18 protein-coding genes are annotated in these 22,593 nt (G+C 75.8%); 9 read left to right on the top strand and 9 right to left on the bottom strand.

The features are described from left to right. Positions 1-8 precede the first annotated feature (8 nt). The 4 genes from FKM96_RS05595 to tkt form a co-directional block, all read right to left on the bottom strand. Positions 9-725 carry a DUF5701 family protein gene (locus FKM96_RS05595; RefSeq protein WP_210417372.1) on the bottom strand — a complete coding sequence of 239 codons (717 nt, stop codon included), beginning with the start codon at positions 723-725 and terminating at the stop codon, positions 9-11. 74 nt (positions 726-799) lie between these two features. Next, positions 800-1,909 carry a non-homologous end-joining DNA ligase gene (gene ligD, locus FKM96_RS05590; RefSeq protein WP_147794396.1) on the bottom strand — a complete coding sequence of 370 codons (1,110 nt, stop codon included), beginning with the start codon at positions 1,907-1,909 and terminating at the stop codon, positions 800-802. Positions 1,910-1,979: 70 nt separating this feature from the next. Then, positions 1,980-2,414, bottom strand: a complete 435-nt coding sequence (gene nrdI / locus FKM96_RS05585) for a class Ib ribonucleoside-diphosphate reductase assembly flavoprotein NrdI (protein WP_147796945.1) — start codon at positions 2,412-2,414, stop codon at positions 1,980-1,982. A gap of 244 nt (positions 2,415-2,658) precedes the next feature. Beyond that, complete coding sequence (gene tkt, locus FKM96_RS05580; RefSeq protein WP_147794395.1) at positions 2,659-4,824, bottom strand: transketolase; 2,166 nt, start codon at positions 4,822-4,824, stop codon at positions 2,659-2,661. Between the two features lie 294 nt (positions 4,825-5,118). Here tkt and FKM96_RS05575 point away from each other — a divergent pair, with 294 nt between their 5' ends. Beyond that, positions 5,119-7,710, top strand: a complete 2,592-nt coding sequence (locus tag FKM96_RS05575; RefSeq protein WP_147796944.1) for a phosphoenolpyruvate carboxylase — start codon at positions 5,119-5,121, stop codon at positions 7,708-7,710. Between the two features lie 72 nt (positions 7,711-7,782). Here FKM96_RS05575 and FKM96_RS05570 read toward each other — a convergent pair whose 3' ends face one another. From FKM96_RS05570 to FKM96_RS05555, 4 genes are all read right to left on the bottom strand, one after another. Beyond that, positions 7,783-8,991: a cobalamin-independent methionine synthase II family protein gene (locus FKM96_RS05570; RefSeq protein WP_147794394.1), complete on the bottom strand. Its 1,209-nt coding sequence runs from the start codon at positions 8,989-8,991 to the stop codon at positions 7,783-7,785. A 124-nt stretch (positions 8,992-9,115) separates the two neighbouring features. Further along, on the bottom strand, positions 9,116-10,804 hold the full coding sequence (locus FKM96_RS05565) for a long-chain-fatty-acid--CoA ligase (RefSeq protein ID WP_147794393.1): 1,689 nt from the start codon (positions 10,802-10,804) through the stop codon (positions 9,116-9,118). Between the two features lie 18 nt (positions 10,805-10,822). Then, positions 10,823-11,509: an alpha/beta fold hydrolase gene (locus FKM96_RS05560; RefSeq protein ID WP_217614462.1), complete on the bottom strand. Its 687-nt coding sequence runs from the start codon at positions 11,507-11,509 to the stop codon at positions 10,823-10,825. A 172-nt stretch (positions 11,510-11,681) separates the two neighbouring features. Further along, complete coding sequence (locus FKM96_RS05555) at positions 11,682-14,675, bottom strand: AAA family ATPase (protein WP_371300497.1); 2,994 nt, start codon at positions 14,673-14,675, stop codon at positions 11,682-11,684. 384 nt (positions 14,676-15,059) lie between these two features. On the opposite strand from FKM96_RS05555, the gene FKM96_RS05550 reads away from it, so the two are divergent. After that, entirely contained in the window at positions 15,060-15,779 is a 720-nt protein-coding gene (locus FKM96_RS05550) for an HAD family phosphatase (protein WP_147794392.1), read from the top strand. A 157-nt stretch (positions 15,780-15,936) separates the two neighbouring features. Next, positions 15,937-16,365 (top strand): PspC domain-containing protein, encoded by a 429-nt coding sequence (locus FKM96_RS05545; RefSeq protein WP_147794391.1) that lies wholly within the window; start codon positions 15,937-15,939, stop codon positions 16,363-16,365. Between the two features lie 10 nt (positions 16,366-16,375). On the opposite strand, the gene FKM96_RS05540 is transcribed toward FKM96_RS05545, so the two are convergent. Beyond that, complete coding sequence (locus tag FKM96_RS05540; protein WP_147794390.1) at positions 16,376-17,197, bottom strand: amino acid deaminase; 822 nt, start codon at positions 17,195-17,197, stop codon at positions 16,376-16,378. Between the two features lie 689 nt (positions 17,198-17,886). Here FKM96_RS05540 and FKM96_RS21005 point away from each other — a divergent pair. The 6 genes from FKM96_RS21005 to FKM96_RS05505 all read left to right on the top strand — a co-directional run bounded on the left by FKM96_RS21005 (position 17,887) and on the right by FKM96_RS05505 (position 22,587). Further along, entirely contained in the window at positions 17,887-18,207 is a 321-nt protein-coding gene (locus tag FKM96_RS21005) for a hypothetical protein (protein ID WP_210417371.1), read from the top strand. A gap of 2 nt (positions 18,208-18,209) precedes the next feature. Further along, positions 18,210-19,184: a phosphate/phosphite/phosphonate ABC transporter substrate-binding protein gene (gene phnD / locus FKM96_RS05530; protein WP_371300496.1), complete on the top strand. Its 975-nt coding sequence runs from the start codon at positions 18,210-18,212 to the stop codon at positions 19,182-19,184. Between the two features lie 80 nt (positions 19,185-19,264). Then, entirely contained in the window at positions 19,265-20,020 is a 756-nt protein-coding gene (phnC, locus tag FKM96_RS05525) for a phosphonate ABC transporter ATP-binding protein (RefSeq protein ID WP_147796941.1), read from the top strand. Beyond that, on the top strand, positions 20,017-20,856 hold the full coding sequence (gene phnE / locus FKM96_RS05515; RefSeq protein ID WP_371300495.1) for a phosphonate ABC transporter, permease protein PhnE: 840 nt from the start codon (positions 20,017-20,019) through the stop codon (positions 20,854-20,856). The genes phnC and phnE (FKM96_RS05515) overlap by 4 nt, the downstream gene beginning before the upstream one ends. Beyond that, positions 20,853-21,743, top strand: coding sequence for a phosphonate ABC transporter, permease protein PhnE (phnE, locus tag FKM96_RS05510; protein WP_210417370.1), 891 nt, complete (start codon positions 20,853-20,855; stop codon positions 21,741-21,743). Before phnE (FKM96_RS05515) ends, phnE (FKM96_RS05510) begins: the two co-directional genes overlap by 4 nt. Then, positions 21,727-22,587 (top strand): MurR/RpiR family transcriptional regulator, encoded by an 861-nt coding sequence (locus FKM96_RS05505; protein ID WP_246855217.1) that lies wholly within the window; start codon positions 21,727-21,729, stop codon positions 22,585-22,587. Before phnE (FKM96_RS05510) ends, FKM96_RS05505 begins: the two co-directional genes overlap by 17 nt. The last annotated feature ends 6 nt before the right edge of the window (positions 22,588-22,593 follow it).

Raw genomic sequence — 22,593 nt, 5'->3', positions numbered from 1 at the left:
GGCCGGCGTCAGCCCGCCGTCCGGCCGCCCGCCGACGCCGCGCCGAGCCAGGTGTGCGGGTTCCGGTCCCAGCACCAGCCGAGCTTGGGCCGGCGCTCGCTGATCCACACCGCGGGCACCCGCTGGTTCCCGGCCCGCGAGCCCATCAGCGAGAAGCACCGGTTCGGGCGCAGCATGTCCGGCCGCACCGCGACCAGCGCGATCCCCTCGGCGACGGTCAGCGGCGTGCGACCGCGGCTCCGGACGGTCGCGAGCGCGTCCTCCGGCCGGGTGTCGCAGAACTCCGTCCCCGTGTCGACGTCGAGCAGCAGGTACGGCGCCGCGGGCACGTCGAGGTCGGGCAGCGGGCGGTAGCCGGCCATCTCGTGGTCGTCGATCACGCTGACGCCCGGGCGCGTCCCGCGGCGCAGCGCCGGCACCGACGCGTTGGCCCGCGCGGTGCCGCCGTCGAGCACCAGCACGAACGGCACGTGGTCGTCGGGGTCGACGGACGACGGCCCGGCCGCGGCGCCGGCGGCGAGCGCGGCACGCAGCGGGGCGACCGCGGCGACGAGGTCGGCGGGGGACAGGCCGTGCACCGCGGCCAGGCCGAGGTCGAGCTGCGCGCGGACCTGCCGGTCGAGCTCGGCGGCCGCCGCGGCACCGGGGTCGTACGGCTCGGGCGCGCGGTCGGCGGCGGCGACGGTGGGCCAGGTGGGGTCGGGGGCGATGACGGGGACGGGCACGGGCGCTCCTCGGGGTCGTCGGTCCGGGAGGGGGTGAACGCCCGGCGCGCCCGGCGGGTTCCCGGGGCAGCGCCTCAGTCGTCCGCCGGCTCCTTCGGACGGTCGCGGTCCTTGCTCGGCTGGACCCGCTTCGGCTCGCCGGGCATCTTCGGGTACTCCGGCGGGTAGGGCAGGTCGCCGAGGTCGTGGTCCCGCTCGTCCTTCGTCGCCAGCTCCAGCAGCCCGTCGAGCGACCCCGGCGCGACGGCGTCGGTGCCCTCGGCCGGCGAGGTGCGCGCGACCAGCGGCGCGAACAGGTCGCCGACCTCCGCGAACCGGGCCGGCATCGTCGTCACGTCGAAGTCGTCCGGGTGCACGTCCGGCACCTCCTCCCAGCGCAGCGGCGCGGAGACGGTCGCGCGGCGGTTCGGGCGGACCGAGTAGGCGGAGGCGATCGTGCGGTCGCGGGCCATCTGGTTGTAGTCGACGAAGATGGTCTCGCCGCGCTCCTCCTTCCACCACTTCGTCGTGACCTGGCCGGGCAGCCGGCGCTCGAGCTCCCGGCCCAGCGCGATCGTCGCGCGGCGGCACAGCGTGAACGACCAGCGCGGCTCGATCGGCACGAAGATGTGGAGGCCGCGGCCGCCCGAGGTCTTGGGGAACCCGGTCAGCCCGTGCTCGGCGAGGATCTCTCGCACGTGGGGGGCGACCCGCGCGGCGTCGTCGAAGGTCGTGCCGGGCTGCGGGTCGAGGTCGATGCGGAGCTGGTCCGGCGCCTCGACGTCGGCGCGGGTCACCGGCCACGGGTGGAACGTCAGCGTGCCGAGGTTCGCGGCCCAGGCGACCACGGCCAGCTCGGTCGGGGTCACCTCGTCGGCGGTGCGGCCGGACGGGAACGTGATCGTCGTCGACTCGACGTAGTCCGGCGCGCCCTGCGGGACCCGCTTCTGGAAGAACGCGTCGCCCTTGTTGTCCATCCGGGTCGACAGCTTCGCGCCCTCGAACCAGCCGCGCGGCCAGCGCTCCAGCGTCGTCGGCCGGTCGCGGAGCGCGCCGAGGATGCCGTCGCCGACGCTCACGAAGTACCGGACGACGTCGATCTTGGTCAGGCCGCGGTCGGGGAAGTAGACCTTGTCGGGGTTGGAGACCCGCACGGTGCGGCCGCGCACCTCGATCTCCTCGGCGGGCACCTTCGACGGGCTCATGGAGGTCACGCTAGGGCCGACCGCCGACGGGCGCACCCACCCGGGCGAGATGAGCCCGTGCCCCGCGGTGTCAGGCGGCCGGCGCGTCCCCGCCCGCGGCGAGCGCGGCGTCCAGGTCCTCGAGGATCCGCCGGCACTCCTCGACGTCCCAGGGCGTGCCCGCGATCTCGAACTCGAACAGCACCGGCCGGCCGGACCGGGCCGCGACGTCCCGAGCCGCGTGCTGGTAGTACCGGCCGAAGTTCCGGTTCCCGCTGCCGATCACGCCGACCATGCGGCGGCGGTTCACCGCGGAGCGCAGGAACCGGCGGACCGCCTCGGGGATGGTGTCGTTGGCCTCGTTGCCCGTCTTGTACGACGGCGTGAGCAGCACCCACGGCCCGTCGGCCTCGCTGAGCCGGACGTCGCGCCGGGACAGGTCGAGCACGGGCCGGTCGAGCCGCAGCGCGAACGACCGCACGAGCCCGGAGCTCGAGGAGTAGTAGTACACCGGGGTCTGCCGCACGCTCACGCCTCCGACCCTCCCCGCACGGCGCCCGCGGCGCCGGGGACCAACGTCCCGCGCTCCCCTCGTGCGCCGCCCGCGTTGCCTGCGCCGAGATGGCAACTCTCGACTGTGTCCGGGCGCCGCGGTGCAGCCGAGAGTTGCCATCTCGGCGGGTGCTGGCCCGAGGGAAGGGGCCGGGGGACGCAGAACGGCCGGGCACCCCCCGCAGGGGTGCCCGGCCGTTCTGCGCGTGAGCGCGAGCTCAGAGCTGGTCGCCCGTGCCGCTCTCCGTCGGCGCGCTCGCGTCCGTCGCCGGGGCGCTGCCGCCGCGGGCCGCCGCGATCGACTCGTGCGCCGCCGCGACCACGGCGTCCGCCGTGATGCCGAACTCCTCGTAGAGCGTCTCGTACGCGGCCGAGGCGCCGTAGTGCTCGAGCGACACGGCGCGGCCGGCGTCGCCGAGGATCTTCCACCAGGACAGCGCGATGCCGGCCTCGACGGAGACGCGGGCCTTCACCGAGGACGGCAGGACCGACTCGCGGTAGGCCTCGTCCTGCTCGGCGAACCACTCCAGCGACGGCGCCGAGACCACGCGGGTCGGGACGCCGGCGGCCTCGAGGGTCTCGCGGGCCGCGACGGCCAGCTGCACCTCGGAGCCGGTGCCGATGAGGACGACCTCCGGCGTGCCGGTGGACGCCTCGAGCAGCACGTACGCGCCGCGGGCGACGCCCTCGGCGGACGCGAAGCCCTCCTCGCCGCGGGGGAACGTCGGGACGTTCTGCCGGGTGAGGATGAGCGCGGCGGGGCCGTCGGTGCGCTCGAGGATCGCCTTCCACGCCTGCGCCGTCTCGTTGGCGTCGGCGGGGCGGACCACCGCGAGGCCCGGGATGGCCCGGACGGCGGTGAGGTGCTCGACCGGCTGGTGGGTCGGGCCGTCCTCGCCGAGGCCGATCGAGTCGTGCGTCCACACGTAGATCGCCGGCACGCCCATGAGCGAGGCCAGGCGGACCGAGCCGCGCATGTAGTCGGAGAACGTGAAGAACGTCCCGCCGTACGGCCGGGTCAGGCCGTGCAGGGCGATGCCCGAGAGGATCGCGCCCATGCCGTGCTCGCGGATGCCGAAGTGCAGCGTGCGGCCGTACTGGTCACCCGCGAACTCGTGCGTGGAGCGCTCGGCCGGGATGAAGGACGGCTCGCCCTTCATGGTGGTGTTGTTCGAGCCGGCGAGGTCGGCGGAGCCGCCCCAGAGCTCGGGCAGCACCGGCGCGAGGGCGGAGAGCACCTCGCCGGAGGCGGCGCGGGTCGCGACGGCCTTGCCGGCGGGGAACGTCGGCAGCGCGTCGGCCCAGCCGGCCGGCAGCTTGCCGGCGCGCAGGCGCTCGAGCAGCTCGGCGCGCTCCGGGTTGGCCTCGCGCCAGGCGTCGAAGCCCTTGCTCCACTCGGCCTTGGCGGCGGCGCCGCGCTCGAGGGCCTTGCGGGTGTGCGCGATGACCTCGGGCGCCACGTCGAAGGACTTCTCGGGGTCGAAGCCGAGGACCTCCTTGAGGCCCTTCACCTCGTCGGTGCCCAGCTTGGAGCCGTGCGAGCCGTGGGTGTTCTGCTTGGTCGGCGACGGCCAGGCGATGATCGTCCGCAGGCCGATGAACGACGGGCGGTCGGTGACGGCCTTGGCGGCCTCGATCGCGGCGTGCAGCGCGTCCACGTTCTCCGTGTATTCGCCGCCCTCGGTCCAGTCGACGAACTGGACGTGCCAGCCGTAGGCCTCGTAGCGCTTGACGACGTCCTCGGTGAACGCGATCTCGGTGTCGCCCTCGATCGAGATGTGGTTGTCGTCCCAGATCGCGATGAGGTTGCCGAGCTTCTGCGTGCCGGCGATGGACGAGGCCTCGGAGGACACGCCCTCCTGCAGGTCGCCGTCCGAGCAGATCGTGTAGACGAAGTGGTCGAACGGGCTGGTGCCCGGGGCGGCCTCGGGGTCGAGCAGGCCGCGCTCGCGGCGGGCCGCCATCGCGAAGCCCACCGCGGAGGAGATGCCCTGGCCGAGCGGGCCGGTGGTGATCTCGACGCCGTCGGTGTGCTTGTACTCGGGGTGGCCGGGGGTCTTGGAGCCCCAGGTGCGCAGCGCCTCGATGTCCTCGAGCTCCAGGCCGAAGCCGGCCAGGTAGAGCTGGATGTACTGCGTCAGCGAGGAGTGGCCCGCCGACAGGATGAACCGGTCGCGGCCCAGCCAGTGCGGGTCCGCCGGGTCGTGCCGCAGCACGTTCTGGTAGAGCAGGTACGCGGCCGGGGCCAGGCTGATCGCCGTGCCGGGGTGGCCGTTGCCGACCTTCTCCACCGCGTCCGCGGCCAGGACACGCACCGTGTCGACAGCCTTGACGTCGAGCTCGGTCCAACCGACCTGCTGGGCCACAGGAGCCTTCGCGTTCACCGCACCTCATTTCCGCCCGGACCTCGGCGGCCCGGATCTTCGGGGGTTCTGCTCGCCCGGTCGCGACGGACCGGCCGCGGGCACTGCCTCCGAGCCTAGACTCCCGGGCGGTCACGCGGGACATCGGGCCCAGGGGTCCGGCCCGCGGACGAGGTAACCGACAGGCGGACACGCGTCTCGTGCGTCGGACGGTTGACCTACGCTTGACCGGTGACCGACCCCCAGCCCTCGCTCGAGGCCCGCCGCGGCCTCGCGCGCCACGAGGTCCCCGACCCGTTGCGCAACGACGTCCGGATGCTCGGCGAGTTCCTCGGCCGCGTCATCCGCGAGTCCGGCGGCGACGACCTGTTCGACGACGTGGAGCGCGTCCGCGCGCTGACCATCCGCGCGCACGACGAGCAGGACCTGTCCGCGCTCACGGAGGCGGAGGAGCTCGTCGACTCCTTCTCCATCGAGCGCGCCCAGCAGGTCGCCCGCGCCTTCACCTGCTACTTCCACCTGGCGAACCTCGCCGAGGAGCACCACCGCGTCCGCGTGCTGCGCGCCCGCGAGGCGGAGCTGCCGGCCGGCGAGCTCATGCAGGACGACTCCCTGCCCGCCGCGATCGACGCGCTGGCGGGCGAGGTCGGCCGCGACGAGGCCGTGCGCCGGCTCCAGGAGCTGGAGTTCCGCCCGGTGCTCACCGCGCACCCGACGGAGGCCCGCCGCCGCTCGGTGTCCCGGGCGATCCGGCGCATCTCCGACCTGCTGGCCGAGCGCGACGCGCTGGCCGCCGGCGGCACGTCCCGCGCGGAGAACGACCGCCGCATCCTCGAGGAGATCGACACGCTGTGGCGCACCTCGCCGCTGCGGGCGCAGAAGCCCACGGTGCTGGACGAGGTCCGCACCGTGATGAACATCTTCGACACCACGCTGTTCGACACCTTCCCGACCGTGTACCGCCGGCTGGACGACTGGCTGTCCGGCGAGGGCGCGGGTCGCCGCGAGCCGGCGGTCCGCCCGTTCGTGCGGCTCGGGTCCTGGATCGGCGGCGACCGCGACGGCAACCCCAACGTCACCGCCGAGGTGACCCGGGCCGCCGCCGCGCTGGCGAGCGAGCACGTGCTCACCGCGCTGGAGGAGTCGGCGCGGAAGATCTCGGCGAAGCTCACGCTCGACGACACCGGGACCCCGGCGAGCGCGGAGCTCACCGCGCTGTGGCACCGGCAGCGGGACCTCTCCGAGGACGCCGCGACCAAGGCCGCGGCCGAGGTGAGGCACCAGCCGCACCGCCGCGCGCTGCGCATGGTCGCGGAGCGGCTCGCCGCGACCCGCCGCCGGGACGCGGACCTGTCCTACGCCGGCCCGGAGGAGGTGCTGGCCGACCTCGACGTCGTGCAGCGCTCCCTGGAGGCCGCGGGCGCGACCCGCGTCGCGTTCGGCGACCTGCAGAAGCTCATCTGGCAGGTGCAGACCTTCGGGTTCCACCTCGCCGAGCTCGAGGTGCGCCAGCACTCGCAGGTGCACGCCGCGGCGCTCGCGGACATCGAGGCCAAGGGCCTGGACGGCGACCTGGAGCCGCGCACGGTCGAGGTCCTCGACACCTACCGCGCGATCGGCGCCGTGCAGCGCCGGTACGGCGTCGCCGCCGCCCGCCGGTACATCGTGTCGTTCACGCAGGCGCCGGAGCACCTGGCCGCGGTCTACCAGCTCGCCGAGCTGGTGTTCCCGGACCCGGCCACCCGCCCGGTGATCGACGCGATCCCGCTGTTCGAGACCTTCGCGGACCTCGAGGCCAGCGTCGACATCCTCGAGTCGATGCTCACGCTGCCCGCCGTGCAGGCGCGGCTCGCGGAGAACGGCCGGCGCGTCGAGGTCATGCTCGGCTACTCGGACTCGTCCAAGGACGTCGGCCCGGTGGCCGCGACCCTCGCGCTCGACGTGGCGCAGAGCCGGATCGCCGCATGGGCCGCGAAGCACGAGATCAGCCTCACGCTGTTCCACGGCCGCGGCGGCGCCCTCGGGCGCGGCGGCGGCCCGGCCAACCGCGCCGTGCTGGCCCAGCCCCCGGGTTCGGTCGACGGCCGGTTCAAGCTCACCGAGCAGGGCGAGGTCATCTTCGCGCGCTACGGGAACCCGACGATCGGGGCCCGGCACATCGAGCAGGTCGCCGCGGCGACCCTGCTGGCGGGTGCCCCGTCGACCGAGCAGCGGAACGCGGCCGCCACCGCGCGGTTCGCCGACCTGGCCTCCGCGCTGGACGCGTCGTCCCGCACCCGGTTCTACGAGCTGGTGCGCGCCGAGGGCTTCCCGCAGTGGTTCGCCCAGGTCACCCCGCTGGAGGAGATCGGCCTGCTGCCGATCGGCTCCCGCCCGGCGCGTCGCGGCCTGTCCGTCGAGTCGCTGGACGACCTGCGGGCGATCCCGTGGGTGTTCTCCTGGTCGCAGGCCCGGACCAACCTCGCCGGCTGGTTCGGCCTCGGCACCGCGCTGGAGTCCGTCGGCGACCTCGCCGAGCTGCAGGCCGCGTACGCCGAGTGGCCGCTGTTCAGCACGATGATCGACAACGTCGAGATGTCGCTGGCGAAGACGGACGAGCGGCTGGCCGAGCGGTACCTCGCGCTGGGCGACCGGGACGACCTGGCGCAGCTCGTGCTCGAGGAGATGGCGCTCACCCGCCGCTGGGTGCTGACGATCACCGGGTCCGACCGCATCCTGTCCCGCCGCCGGATCCTCGGCCGGGCCGTCCAGCTGCGCAGCCCCTACGTGGACGCGCTGTCGCTGCTGCAGATCCGCGCGCTGCGCGCGCTGCGGACCGGCGAGTCCGGGGACCTGGTCGAGGAGAACAAGCGGCTGCTGCTGCTGAGCGTCAACGGCGTGGCCGCCGGCCTGCAGAACACCGGCTGACCGGACCGGCCCCGCACGCGCGACGGCCCGGCCCCCCGCGAGGGGTGCCGGGCCGTCGGCGTCCCGGGGGTGTCAGGCCCAGAGGCGCTTCGTGGCGATCTGCGCGCCCTCGACCAGGGTCCCGAGCTTGGCCCACGCGATCTGCTGGTGGATGCGCCCGCCGAGGCCGCAGTCGGTCGCCGCGACGACGTTCTCCCGGCCGACGAGGCGCGCGAACCGCTCGATGCGGTCGGCGACGAGCTCGGGGTGCTCGACGACGTTGGTCGCGTGCGACACCACGCCCGGGAGGATCAGCTTGCCCTCGGGCAGCTGCACGTCCTCCCAGACCCGCCACTCGTGCTCGTGCCGGACGTTGGCGGCCTCGAACGAGTAGGCGCCCGCGTTCACCTTGAGCATCGAGCGGACGATGTCCTTCATGGGCAGGTCGGTGGTGTGCGGGCCGTGCCAGGAGCCCCAGCACAGGTGGTAGCGGATCTGGTCCTCGGGCAGCCCGCGGAGTGCGTGGTTGAGCGCCTCGACCCGGATCTCGGTGAACCGGACGTAGTCCTCGACCGTCGGCTCCGGGGTGATCTGGTCCCAGTTCTCCGCCATCGACGGGTCGTCGATCTGCAGCACCAGGCCGGCGTCGATGATCGCGACGTACTCCTCGCGCAGCGCGTCCGCGAGCGCCCAGACGTACTCCTCGTCGGTGGCGTAGTACTCGTTGTCCATCCGGGCGGCCGACGCCGGGGCGATCGAGGTGATGAAGCCCTCCCGCGCGCCGGTGGCGTCGAGCGCCGCGCGCAGGTTGGCGACGTCCTCGGCCACCGCGTCCTGGCCGGTGTACGTCACCGGGGCCACCGCGGTCGGGAACGGCTTGGGGTCGCCGCCGTGGAACACGCCGCTGGTCGGGTCGGCGTACGCCTCCTCGAACGCGGCGCGGTCGCGGCGGCGGCCGAACCCGGTCACCCTGACGTCGCCGGGGCCGGACTGCACGTCCTTGAAGATCCAGGACGCGCCGTCGCGCAGCTCCAGGCCGCCGAGCCGCTGGAACGAGTACGACCACCAGGCGCCGTAGTCGATCGCGCTGGTCATGGCCTTGCCGAACTCGCCGTCGCCGGGCACGTCGAGGCCGAGGTCGACCTGGCGGCGCACCAGGTCCGTGACGGCGTCCCGGAGCAGGCCGGCGTGGTCCCCGGCGTCCTGGCCGGCCTCGCGGGCGGCGTTGGCGGCGATCAGCTCCGGCGTGCGCGGGAGGCTGCCGGCCTGGCTCGTGAGGATGTGGTCGGTGCTGCGGATCATCGGGTCTCCCTGCTCGGGGCGGACGTGCGGGCCCATCGTCGCACCGCGTCCGGACCCGGGTGGTGCCCGTCCAGGGGTCGGGCCGCGGCTGCGCGGGCGCCGGCGCCGGTCGGGTCGCCGCTGGTCAGAGCCGCGGGAGCACCTGCTCGCGCACCTGCTTGCGCAGCACCTTGCCGAGCATCGACCGCGGCGTGTCCTCGATCGCGACCACCCGCTGCGGCACCTTGTACGCCGCGAGGTGCTCGCGGCAGTACCCGCGGAGCGCCGCCTCGTCCAGGTCGGCGCCCGGCGCCAGCTCGACCGCGGCGACCACCATCTCCCCGCCGCGCTCCAGCGGCTTGCCGATCACGGCGGCGTCGGCGACCGACGGGTGCCCGCGGAGCACGGTCTCGACCTCCGACGGGGAGACGTTGAACCCGCCGGTGATGATGAGCTCCTTCGCGCGGTCGACGATCGTGGTGAACCCGTCGGGGTCGACGGTCACGATGTCGCCGGTGCGCAGCCAGCCGCCCGGGAGCAGCGTCGCGGCCGTCTCGTCGGGGTCGTTCCAGTAGCCCGCGAACACCTGCGGGCCGTGCAGCAGCAGCTCGCCGGGCTCGCCCGCCGGGACGTCCGTCGTCGGGTCGTCCGGGTCGACGACGCGCATCCGCGTGGACGGGAACGGGACGCCGATCGTGCCGGTGCGCCGGGTCGGGTGGAACGGGTTGCCCAACGCGACGGGGGACGACTCGGTCATGCCGTAGCCCTCGACGAGCAGCCCGCCCGACATCGACTCCCACAGCTCGACGGTGGCGTCCGGGAGGTTCATCGCGCCGGAGATGCAGAACCGGCAGGACGCCAGGGACACCCCGCGCTCCTTCGCGGCCATCGCGGTGCGCTCGTAGATCGGCGGCACGGCGCAGTACACGGTCGCGGGGGACTTCTTCATGGCGTCCAGCACGAGGCCGGTGTCGAACTTCGGGAACAGCACGAGCAGCCCCTGCTTGAGCACGCCGTACGTGAGGTAGAGCGTCATGCCGAACGCGTGGAACATCGGCAGGATCGCGTAGAACACCTCCTTCCGGTACTCCGCCCCGTGCATCCACGCCTCGCCCTGCAGCGCGTTGGCGTACAGGTTGAGGTGCGTCAGCATCGCGCCCTTGGGGCGGCCGGTGGTGCCGGAGGTGTACTGGATCGCCGCCAGGTCCGTCACGGCGGGGCGGGGGTGCGCCGCGTCGAGCGGGCCGTGGGAGAGCAGGTCCTCCCACGGGATCGTGCCCGGCGCGGGCGCCGTGAGCGAGCGGCGGGTCGCGCGCAGGCTCGGCACGGGCAGTGCCAGGGCCGCGCGCTTCATCGCGGGGAACGCCCGGAGCAGGTTCACCGACACCACGTGGTCGACGCCGACGTCCGCGGGGAGCTGCTTCACCTGCTCGACGGCCTTGTCCCAGGCGATGACGACCCGCGCCCGGTGGTCCTCGAACTGGTGCCGCAGCTCGCGCGACGTGTAGAGCGGGTTGTGCTCGACGACGACGGCGCCGAGGCGGAGCACCGCGTAGAACGCCACGACGTGCTGCGGGCAGTTCGGCAGCAGCAGCGCGACGCGGTCCCGCGGCTGCACGCCCAGCCGGCGCAGGCCCTCGGCCGCGCGGTCGACCTGCGCGCCGAGCTCGGCGTACGAGGTGCGGCGGCCGAAGAACTCCAGCGCCGGCGCGTCGCCCGCCTCGGCGACGGAACGCTCGAGCATCGCCACGAGCGACTCGGTGGGCAGCTCGATGTCGGCGGGGACGCCGGGCTGGTACTGCGCGAGCCAGGGGCGGTCGTCGGTCGAGGTCATGCCGCCATTGTGGCGGGATCAGCCCAGGCGCGGGGCGGCGAACGGGACGCGCTGCGCCAGGTCGCGCAGCACGTGCAGCAGGATCCGGTTGAACGCGACCGGCGCGTGGCTGTTCACGTCGTGCCCGGCGTTCGGCACCACCCACTGCCGCGCGCCCGGGTGCGCCCCGAGGTAGCGCCGAGCGCCGAACCGCAGGGGGTCCCGCGCGCCGTTGACGAGCCACACCGGCAGCGCGAGCCGGCGCAGGTCCTGCACCGGCGTGTAGCCGTGCAGCGCGCTGAGCATGTCCGTGACCACGTGCCAGGTGCCGCCGCCGAGGCCGAGCGCGCCGACCACCCGGCGGGACGCGCGGCGGTAGGCGCCCAGCGGCTTGCCCTTCAGGTCGGTCGAGCAGCCCGCGAGCACGACGCCCGCGAGCCGGTCCTCGTGCCGCGCCGCGTAGGCGAGCGACATGTACCCGCCGAGCGACAGGCCGACCAGGAGGGGCGGCTCGGCGCAGGCGCGCACGGCGGCGTCGATGGCGTCGAGACCGCCCTCGAACGTCAGGCGCTCGTGCGCGCGGCTGCCGTGGCCGGGCAGGTCGATCGCGATCGTCGGGTGGCCGCCCTCGGTGAGCGCGCGGACCTGGTCGTCCCAGATCTTCGACGAGGTGCGGGTGCCGTGCACGAGCACGATGGGGTGCGGCTGGTTCTCAGGGGTGGACATGCGCCGTTCCGGGGGGAGGTGCGGCCGGCCGTCTGCGGCCGGTCGTCGCATCGCCGCGGCGATGGTCCTGACCGCGGGATCTGGATCCACGGTAAGCCCGGAACCTGGGATGCACCTGGGGTGCCCGGGAATCACCCGGGTGACCCGCATCACCGCGGAGCGGGCCCGCAGGTCAGACGCCGAGCAGCCCCCGGCGGTGCGCGATCGCGACCGCCTCGGCCCGTCCGCCGGCGCCCAGCTTGTCCAGCACCCGGGACATGTGGACGGAGACGGTCTTGCCGCTGATGTAGAGCCGCTCGCCGATCTGGCGGTTGCTCAGGCCCTCGGCGGCGAGCGCCAGCACCTCGGACTCCCGGCCCGTGAGGACGTCGGTGCCCCCGGCGACGACGCCCGGGACGTCGAGCCGACCGCGGCGCGCGAGGTCGGTGACGGCGGTGACCAGGGGAGCGGCGCCGATGGCCCGCGCCTCCGGGAGGGCCGCCGCGGCCGCGTCGCCCGCCGCGGCGCGGTCGCCGGCGCCGAGCAGCGCCTCCGCGAGCCGCCACCGGGTGCGCGCCAGCTCGTACCGGTAGCCGTAGTCGAACTCGGCGACGGCGGCGGCCCACGCGTCCGGGTCCGCGACGCCGAGCAGCCGGGCGTGCTCGGCGTGCGCCCGCGCCAGCCACGCGCGCCCCTCCGGCCCGAGCTGCCCGCCGCGCGGCCGGCCACGGTCGGCGGTGACGACCGCGCGGTTCAGCAGCCGCGCGCCGAGGTCGAGCCGCGGCCCGGGGTCCCGGCCCGCGAGCCGGTCGGCGGCGGCCTGGTCGGCGAGCGCGGCGATGCCGAGCGCCGACAGCCAGATGCCGCCGAGGAAGTAGTCGGACCACACGCGGCTGATCTCGTCGATGAGCTCGTGCGCGAGGGCCACGGCCTCGTCCAGGCGCCCGGCCCAGGTGAGGGCGTCGACGGCGCAGCCGCCCGCGATGAGCGTGATCATCGTGTCGTCGTGCTGGCCGTGCAGCAGGGACAGCCCGCGGTCGGCCGCGTCCGCGTCGCCCCGCGCGACGGCCGCGTACATCTGGACCCCGTCGACGGCGGACGCGGCGCGCGGCGGGCCGGGGTCGGCGGTGGGCGCCGGCGGCGTGAGGTCGCCGCGCGCGTACCGGACGATCTCGGCGAACAGCCGCAGCTCGACGCCGTACGCGCTCCAGGTCAGGCCGGACCGCGCGGCGAGCTCCAGCCCGGCCGCGGTGGTCGCGGCCGCCTCGTCCAGCCGGCCCGCGTAGTACCGGTTCGCGGCGAGGTTGTAGGTGCAGCGCAGCTCGGTGGTGGTGTCGCCGGCGTCCCGCGCGCGGTGCAGGGCCACGGTGAGCAGGTCGGCGGCGCGGTCCCGGTCGTCGACGACGAGCACGGCCAGCGAGATGAGCGCGTCGGCCTCGGCGTCCACGGCGCCCGCGGCGCGCGCCTCGTCCACCGCGGCCGCGGCCGAGACCTCGGCCTGGTCGTCCAGGTCGGAGTTGAGCGCCGCGCGGGCGTGCGTCGCGAGGGCCCACGCCCGCGCCGCGTCGGGGGTGCCGTCGAGGTCGGCGAGCGCCTCGAGCGCGCGGTCGGTCTCGCGCAGCGCCTCGTCGACCCGCTCGGCCCCGAGGAGGTGCCGGGCCAGCGTGGTGCGCAGCGCCGCGACCCGGCGTGCCCCGGCGTCGTCGCCCGCGCCGCTCGCTGGGCGGTCGACCGCCGCGACGGCCTCGCGCGCCATCGCCACCGCGCGGTCCCCGAGCCCGGCCCGCCCGCCGGCCGCCGCGGCCGCGAGCAGCACGTCGACCCGCTCCTCCCCGAGGTCCTCGGCGGCGGTGGGCACGCCCGGCCACAGCCGGAGCACGGTCTCGAGGTGCCGCAGCTCCTCCGCCGGCGCCAGCACCCGGCCGGCCTCGCGCGCCGCGTCCCGGGACGCGAGCAGGGCGAGCCGGTTGTCGTGGGAGAGCAGCGCGTGGTGCGCGCGCTCCGCGGGGGTGGCCAGCGCCGGGTCCGCCGCCGACGCCAGCAGGTAGTCCCGGTGCAGCGCGACCTGCTCGCCGGGGAGCAGGTCGGCGTACACCGCCTCCGCCAGCAGCGCGTGCCGGAACGCGATCCGGCGGTCCTCGCCGACCAGCACGTGGTGGGCGACCGCGTCCCGCAGCGCCGCGTCGAACGCCGCGTGCCGGGCCGGGTCGTCGGAGGTGCCCGCGACGACCGCCCGCAGCAGCGGCTCGGCCACCCGGCGGCCCGCGGCGGACGCCGCGCGCACCAGGCGCTGCACGTCCGGGTCGAGCGACTCGAGCCGGGCCCGGAGCACGTCGGCGAGCGTGCCCGGGAGGTCGGCGCCGGTGCCGCGCGCCTCGGTCAGCTCCTCGGCGAAGTAGGCGTTGCCCTCCGACCGGCGCTGGATGCGGCGCAGCGCGGCCTCGGGCAGGGGCTGCCCCGCGAGCCCCGTGGTGAAGGCGCGCAGCTCGTCCGGGGTGAACGGCGGCAGGTCGATCCGCTCGACCCGCGGGTGCCGGCCCAGCTCGGCCAGCACCGGCCGCAGCGGGTGCCGGCGGTGCAGGTCGTCCGCGCGGTAGGAGCCGACGAGCAGCACCGGCTCCGCGCGCAGCCGCGCCACCAGGAACCGCAGCAGGTCGCGGCTGGACGAGTCGGCCCAGTGCAGGTCCTCGAGCACCAGGACGAGCGGTCGCTCGGGCGAGCCCGCGGCGGCGAGCGCCGCGGCCACGCCGTCGAACAGCTGCAGGCGCTCGGCCTGCTCGTCGGCGCCCGTGCGGACCGGGTCCGCCGAGCCCGCGGCGCCCGACGGCAGCAGCCTGCGCAGCGCCGGGCGGGCGGCGACGACGTCGGCGACGCCGGGGCAGTCCGCGTCGACGACCTGGTGCAGCGCGTCCGCGAACGGCAGGTACGGCAGGCCGATCTCGCCCAGGTCGACGCAGTGGCTGATCACGACGGTGGCGCCGCGGGCCGTCGCGAGCCGGGCGGTGTGCGTGAGCAGCCGGGTCTTGCCGACGCCCGCGTCCGCGCCGAGCAGCACCAGGCCCGGCTCGCCGGCCCCCGCCCGCTCGACGGCCGCGAGCAGCGCCGCGACCTCCTCGTCGCGGGCGACGAAGGGCGCGCGTCCCACCGACCGGCTCATGAGGTCGATGGTGGCAGCCTCCACCGACACGCGTCCCCTCCTTCTGCCGTCGGCGGATCAGCGGCGTCCGCGCCGCCAGCGCCAGCCCAGGTCCGACCCGCGCACCGCGGCGCGGACGACCTCCTGGCGGTAGGCCACCTCGGCGTCGAGCGCCGGGCCCCAGATGGTGTCCATGTCCGTCTCCCCCGTGGTGCGTGCCCCGCCGGTCCGGCGGTGGCGTGCCGGGCCCTTCCCGGCAGGAACCACCCTGGTGCTGAGGCCCGGGGTGCCGGATCGGTCGACCGACCAGTCCGCGGGACCGGATCATGCGGCCGTGCGCCTGAGGTGCCCCTGAGGCGCACGGCCGCGGGCTGAGGCGGCACTGAGGTGGGCCTGAGGCGGCCGCCGGCGGGCGGGTCGTGCGAGGCTCGGGGCATGACGACCGCCACCACCGACCCCCGCCCCGCCCCCGCGCGCGACGTGCTCGACGAGGTGTTCGACGCCGTCCTGTTCGACATGGACGGCACGCTCATCTCGTCGACGCGCTCCGTCGAGCGGTGCTGGCTGCGGCTCGCCGGCGAGTTCGGGATGCCCACCGACGACCTGTCGCCGTTCCGGTACCACGGCGTGCCGGCGCGGGACATCCTCGACCTGCTGCTCGCCGACCGGGACGCGGCGGAGCGCGCGTCGGCCCTGGCCCGGGTGGTCGAGCTGGAGGTGTCCGACACCGAGGGCATCGAGGTGCTGCCCGGCGCGGTCGAGGCGCTCGCGGCGCTCGGCGGGTCCGGCGGCGACGCCGGCCGCGCGGCGGTGGTGACCTCCTGCGGCGCCCGCCTGGCCGCCGCGCGCATCGCGGCGGTGGCGCTGCCGGCCCCGGCGACCGTCGTCACCGCCGACGACGTCGAGCGCGGCAAGCCCGACCCGGAGCCGTACCGCGCGGGCGCCGACCGCCTCGGCGTGGACGTCCGGCGCTGCCTGGTCGTCGAGGACGCGGAGTCCGGGATCCGGTCGGGGCGCGCGGCGGGGGCGGCCGTGCTCGCGCTGCGCACGACCGAGGCCGAGGGGCCGGGCGGCGGGGCGGACCTGGTGGTCGACGACCTGTCGGCGGTCCGGTTCGAGGTGACGGGCGCGGGCGTGCGGGTGCGGCGGGCCTGACCTCCTGCGGCCTCCGGGACGCGCACGGAGCCGGTCAGGGTGCGGTTCAGGGTCCGGCCAGGGTCCGTCCCGGATGTGCCGCGCGAGCGGGACCGGCACCGTAGGGGGTGTCGCGGAGCACCGCGGCGCACGCGCAGCACGACGGGAGAGAACGACGATGACCGGCATCTACGAGTCCCTGTGGCGGAGCGGCCTGGTCCGGCCGCTGGACGGCCGGGTCCTGGGCGGTGTCTGCGCCGGCCTCGCGCGGCGGTTCGGCATCGACGCCTGGCCCATGCGGTGGCTGTTCCTGATCGTGCTGATCGTGCTGCCGGGGAGCCCGCTGCTCATCTACCCGCTGCTGTGGATCTTCATGCCGGGCGAGGACTGGGTCGCCCGGGTGCACGGGCCGAACGCGTACGCGCAGGCGTTCCCCGGCGCGCGCCCGCAGGGCTACCCGGCGCCGCAGCAGGCGCCGTACGCGCAGCCGTACCCGGGCTACGGCGAGCAGCCGCCGGCCGCGCCGACGACCCCGCCGACGACCCCGCCCACGACCCCGCCCACGACCCCGCAGCCGCCGGCCGACCCCGCCGACGGCCCGCGCTGACGGCCGGCCCTCAGGGGACCAGCACGTTGTACCGCGGGACCGGGGGGAGGGACCCGGTCTCGCGGAGCCACCGCGGGGACGCGTCGACGGGGAACGCGGTGACCGGGCGCACGCCGCCCGGCCCGACCCACCCGTAGACCAGCGCCCCGCCCCCGACGCCCTGCGCACGGACCACCACCGTGCGCAAGGCGTCGGCCGTCCCCGGGACGGCGTCGTCCCGCACCAGGAGCGCGCCGGCGCCCGGGTCGGCGAGCGCCGGCAGCACCGCGTCGGTGACCCGCTCCAGCAGCGTGCGCCCGTCGGGCCGGTGCCACGGCAGCAGGTGCCGCGGGTCGAGCCCGAGCGCGCCCGCCAGCGCGCCGCCGGTCCACCGGTCCCGCTTGAGCCCGAACGGCGTCGCGGCCGTCGAGAGCAGGTAGCCGTACACGTGCGCCAGGCCGGCGTCCGCGCCGGGGAACTCGACCGGCAGCCCGGCGCGGCGCTGCAGCCAGGCCAGCACCGGCCGGGGGACGACGGGAGCGCCGGTCAGCTCGTCGACCACCGAGGACCGCCCCCAGCGGCCGAACGTCCCGCGCTCGCGGTCGGCGTCGAGCTGCGCGGCGAGCCAGCCGACGGGGCCGCCGGGGTCCAGCGCGCCGTCCGGGTCGACGGCGGCGGTGCGAGCGGCGGCGTCCAGGGCGCGCAGGGCCCCGGCGTCGAGCGCGCGGAGCGCGACGGCGTCGAGCGGCGGGGGACCGGAGGGCGCGAGACCCGTCGCTGCGGCACCCGCGGCCGCGACACCCCTCGTCGCGGGACCGGAGGGCGCAGGGCAGGGGCGGGCGTCGCGAGGCACGGCCGCACGCTAGCCCCGGCGGAGCGCCCGGCCGCCGGTCGCGCGGCGGCACGCCCCCCGCTCCCCACGAGTGTTCACCCGCCGTTCGCCGTTGTTCACGCGGTCGTGGTCATCTCGTCCAGAACGCACCCCTAGCGTGGACGGTGCGTCCAGACGGGCGTGACCCACCGGGCGATCCGCCCCCGCACGTCAGGCGACCCGTGAGCCGTACCGACACCCTCCTCCTGCTCGACTTCGACGGCACCGTCGCCGTCGGGCACGGGCCGGTGCACGCCTACGCCCGCGCCGCGGCGTCCAGCCTCGACCCCGACGCCCGGCGGGCGTTCCTGGCCGAGGCGACCGCCGCCGTCGAGAGGGGCTCGGCGACCCCGCCCCGGCCGGTCGCACCGCCGGGAGGGCCGATGCGCGCGGCGCCTCCGCCGACGGCCTGCTGCCGCTCGACGGCTACGACCTGGTCCGCGTCCTCGCGGAGAAGCACGGCGTCGGCCCGCTCGCGCTGTCCGCCGCCTACCTCGCGAGCCGGCACGCGCTCGGCACCGACGACGCCCCGGTGTCCGCGCCGCTCGGCCTGGCCGCCGTGCTGGCCGAGGTGCGGACCGAGGCCACCGTCGTCCTCGCCACCAACGCCCCGGCCATCCGGCTCCCCGAGACACTCGCCGCGCTCGGCCTGGCCGGGCCTGCTCGACGGCGTGCTGACCGAGGTCGGCAAGCCCGCCGGCATGGCCGCCGTGCTCGACCGGCTCGGCGTCGCCCCGGCCGGCCCGGTGCGCGCGCTCAGCGTCGGCGACGTCTGGGCCAACGACCTGGCGCCCGTCGCCGCCCGCGGTCACGCGACCGCCCTCATCTCCCGGCGCCCGCCGCCGGAGGCCCGCCCCACGTGGACCGTCCCCGACCTGCCGGCGCTGTACCCGGCGCTCCGGGAGTGGGTCCGCGCGGACGGGCGCACCGCACCGTCCCAGCCCCAGCCCCAGCCCGCCCGGGTCCCCGCCCGGGTCACGACCGAAGGATGACCATGTCGAAGCACGTCCTGCCCGGCGCCGCCCTGCTGGCCGTCGCCGCGCTCGCCCTCTCGGCCTGCTCCGGCGACGCCGAGGCCACGCCGTCCGCCGGTGAGACCGCCGCCGACCCCACGTCGCTCACCCTCGCGCTGGTCCCCTCGCAGGACCAGGACGGCCTCGTCGACACCGCGAAGCCCCTGACCGACTACCTCACCGAGGAGCTCGGCATCGAGGTCACCGGCGTCGTGTCGAAGGACTACCAGGCCGCCGTCGAGGCGATGGGCGCCGACCAGGCGCAGATCGGCTTCCTGCCGTCGCTGCAGCTCTGGCAGGCCTCGGACATGTACGACGCCAGCGTCGTGCTGCAGACCGAGCGCAACGGCAACATCTCCTACCCCGCGCAGTTCATGACGAACAACCCCGACAAGTACTGCGAGGACGAGCCGGTCGAGCGCGACGGCATGCTGTTCTGCAACGGCGCCGACGCGCTGCAGGGCCCCGCGGGGCTCGACTCGATCACGAAGGTCGAGGGCGCCAAGGTCGCGCTGCTCGGCCCGGCCTCCCCGGCCGGCTACATCTACCCCGTCCTCGCGCTGCAGGAGGCCGGCCTCGACACCGACGCCGACATCGAGCAGCTGCCCGTGACGGCGAACGACGCCTCCGTGCTGGCCGTCTACAACGGCGACGCCGAGGTGGGCTTCTCGTTCTGGGACGCCCGCACGATCGTCGCCAAGGACACCCCGGACGTCGGCCAGAAGGTCGTCGTGTTCGCCCTGACCGAGGAGATCCCGAACGACGGCGTCGCGCTCGCGGCCTCGCTGTCGCCCGAGCTCCAGGACCGCATCACCACGGCGCTCGAGGACTTCTCGAACACCGAGGAGGGCTCGCAGGTGCTCACCGACATCTACTCGATCTCCAAGCTCGCCCCGGCCGACCCGGCGTCGCTCGACGTCGTCGCCCGCGCGGCGGAGAAGCTCGGCCTGCAGTGAGCGCAGGCCTCCGGGCCGTTCCGGGCACCGCTGCCGTGGCCTCGGCCGCGGCAGCGGTGCCCGCGCCGTGGCCCGTCCGGATGCGCGACGTCGTCGTGCGGTACCCGAACGGCGTGACCGCCCTCGACGGCGTCTCGCTCGACCTGGAGCCGGGGGAGATGGTGGCCGTCGTCGGCCTGTCCGGCTCCGGCAAGTCGTCGATGATCCGCACGCTCAACGGCCTGGTGCCGGTCACCTCCGGCACCGTCGAGGTCGGCGGCCACGACGTGACCGCCGCCCGCGGCAGGGCGCTGCGCGCGCTGCGCGGCGAGGTCGGCATGATCTTCCAGAGCTTCAACCTGGCCGGGCGCGCCACCGTGCTGCAGAACGTCCTGGTCGGCCGGGTCGCGCACGCGCCGACCTGGCGCACGCTGCTCGGCGCGCACACCGCGCAGGACAGGGCCGTCGCGTACGAGGCGCTCGACCGCGTCGGCATGCTCGACCGGGCCTGGCACCGCGCCGCGCACCTGTCCGGCGGGCAGCAGCAGCGCGTCGCGATCGCCCGGGCCCTGGCCCAGCAGCCGCGCGCCGTCCTCGCCGACGAGCCGGTCGCCAGCCTCGACCCGCCCACCGCGCACGGCGTGATGTCGGACCTGCGCCGGGTCAACCGCGAGCTCGGCATCACGGTCGTCGTGAACCTGCACCTGCTCGACCTCGCCCGCGAGTACGGGACGCGGCTGATCGGGCTGCGGGCCGGGCAGGTCGTCTACGACGGCCCCGCCGCCGACGCCAGCGACCGGGTGTTCGAGGACATCTACGGCCGGTCGATCCGCCCCGACGACGTGCTCGGCTCGTGAGCGCCGCCGACGTCGCCGCGCCGGCCGGGGTCCACCCCGCGCGCCCCGCCCCCGTGCCGCCCCGGCGCCCCGCCGGGCGGTGGAAGGCCGCCGCCGGCTGGGCGGGAGTGCTCGCCGTCACCGCGCTCACGCTCGCCCCCGGGATCGGCGTCGAGGTCGACCTCGGCGCGCTCGCCCGGAACTGGCGGAACGGCGCGGACAAGATCGTCGCGCTGCTCCAGCCGGACTGGTCGTTCTTCCCGCGCACCGTCGATCCACTGCTCGAGACGCTGCAGATGGCCGTCATCGCCACGGCGGTCGCCGGCGTCGTGTCGCTGCCGCTCAGCCTGTGGGCCGCCCGCACCACCAACCCGCACCCGGTCCTGCGCGGCGCCGTCCGCGGCGTGCTGAACGTCGTGCGGGCCGTGCCCGACCTGCTCTACGCGTCCGTGCTCGTCGCCATGGTCGGCGTCGGCGCGCTGCCCGGCATCCTCGCGCTCGTGCTGTTCGACGTCGGCATCGTCGTCAAGCTCGTGTCCGAGCAGCTGGAGGCCGCCGACACCGGCGCGCTCGAGGCGGCCCGCGCGGCGGGCGGCACCCAGCTCCAGGTGAACCGCTCGGTCGCGGTGCCGGACATGATGCCCGGCTTCTGGAACCAGCTGCTCTACGTCCTGGAGCTCAACGTCCGCGCGTCGTCGGTGCTCGGCCTGGTCGGCGCCGGCGGCATGGGCCTGCTCATCGACGCCGTGCGGTCGTTCTACCGGTACGACCAGCTCTCGCTCATCATCCTGGAGATCCTCGTCGTGGTGCTCGTCCTCGAGGCCGTCAGCAGCGCCGCCCGCCGGAGGCTGCTGTGACCGCCCCCGCCCCCGCCCCCGCCCCCGCCCCGGCGCCCGCGCCCGCCGCCGACCGTCGCGTCCGGGGCGCCCTGACCGGCGCCGTCGTCCCACCGCCGCGCCCGGCACGGCTCGCGCTGCGTGCGCTGTCCGCGGCCGTCGTCGTGGTCGTCGTCGCCGCGTTCTGGTCGGTCGACATCTCCTGGGGCCGGCTCGCCGACCTGCCGTCCGAGGTCGTCCGCTACCTGTGGCTCATGTTCAGCGCGCCCGACTGGTCGGCGCTGCCCGAGGCCCTGTGGCAGACCTGGCGGTCCGTCGCGATGGCCTGGCTCGGCACGGTGCTCGGCATCCTGATCGCCACGCCGCTCAGCCTGCTCGCCGCCCGGGGCCACGGACCCGCGCCCGTGCGGGGGGTGCTGCGGCTGGTGTTCGCGGTGATCCGCGCGGTGCCGGAGATCATCATCGCCATCGTCATCCTGTCGGTCACCGGCCTGACCCCGCTGACCGGCGCCCTGGCGCTCGCGGTCAACGGCGTCGGCACCCTCGGCAAGTGGGGCTACGAGGCGATCGAGGGCATCGGCCGCGGCCCCGTCGAGGCGGTCCGCGCGGCCGGCGGATCCGGCGCCCACGTGCTCCGCTGGGGCGTCTGGCCCGAGGTGCTGCCCGCGTTCGGGTCCTTCTGGCTCTACCGGTTCGAGATCAACGTCCGCTCGTCCGCCGTGCTCGGCCTCATCGGCGTCGGCGGCATCGGTGACATGCTCACCTCCTACACGCAGTACCGGCAGTGGTCGACGGTCGGCGTGCTGCTCATCGTGGTCGTGGTCGTCACGGTGGCGATCGACGCCGCGTCCGGGGCCCTGCGCCGCCGGATCATGGAGGGAGCCCGTGCCCGTGCCGTCCAGCCCTGACGTCGTCGCGCACCCCACGGTGCGGATCGCCACCGCGCTGCCCACCGTGCTCGCCAGCGAGCGCCGGGTGCTCGAGGAGGTGCTGCACCAGCCCGAGCGGGTCGTGGAGAGCACCGCCCAGGAGGTCGCCGACCGCGTCGGCGTCGGGCGGTCGACCGTCGTGCGCGCCTGCCAGGCCATCGGGTACAAGGGCTACCCGCAGCTGCGCGTGGCGCTCGCGGCCGAGCTCGCCCACCGGGACGAGGAGGTCGACTACGGGTCGAGCGCCCTCGGCCGGCTGCGGGCCGGACATCGCGGCGCTCGCGGCTGCCCTGCCCCAGGTGACGGCCGTCCTCGACGAGGACACCGTCGAGCGCGCCGTCGGGGTGCTCACCGGGTCCCGGCGCGGCTGCTCGTCCTGGCCAACGGCCTGTCCGCGCCGCTCGCCACCGACATGGCCATGCGGCTCACCGCCGTCGGGCGGCCCGCGGACTTCGTCGCCGACTCCATCGGCCAGCAGATCGCCGCGCGCGGCCTCGCGCCGGGCGACGGCTGCGTGGTGCTCAGCGGGTCCGGCGCCAGCGAGGCGACGCTCAAGGTCGCGCGGGCGGCGCGGCAGGGCGGTGCCGCCGTCGTCGCCGTGACGTCGTTCCGCGGGTCGCCGCTCGGGGAGCTCGCGGACGTGGAGCTCGTCGTCGCACCCGCCGCCACCACCTTCCAGCACGAGCTCGAGCGGACCTCGCGGATCGCGCTGGCCGTGCTCGTGGAGTCGCTGGTGGGGGTCGTGGCGGCGCGGTCCGGGGCGGTCGCGCAGACGACGCACGACCGGGTGCTCGACATCCTCAGCGACAACCTGGCGGACTGAGCCTGC

The sequence above is a fragment of the Cellulomonas sp. Y8 genome, from assembly GCF_008033115.1.
Classification (GTDB): Bacteria; Actinomycetota; Actinomycetes; order Actinomycetales; family Cellulomonadaceae; genus Cellulomonas.
This window is presented reverse-complemented; position numbering and strand designations above follow the sequence as displayed.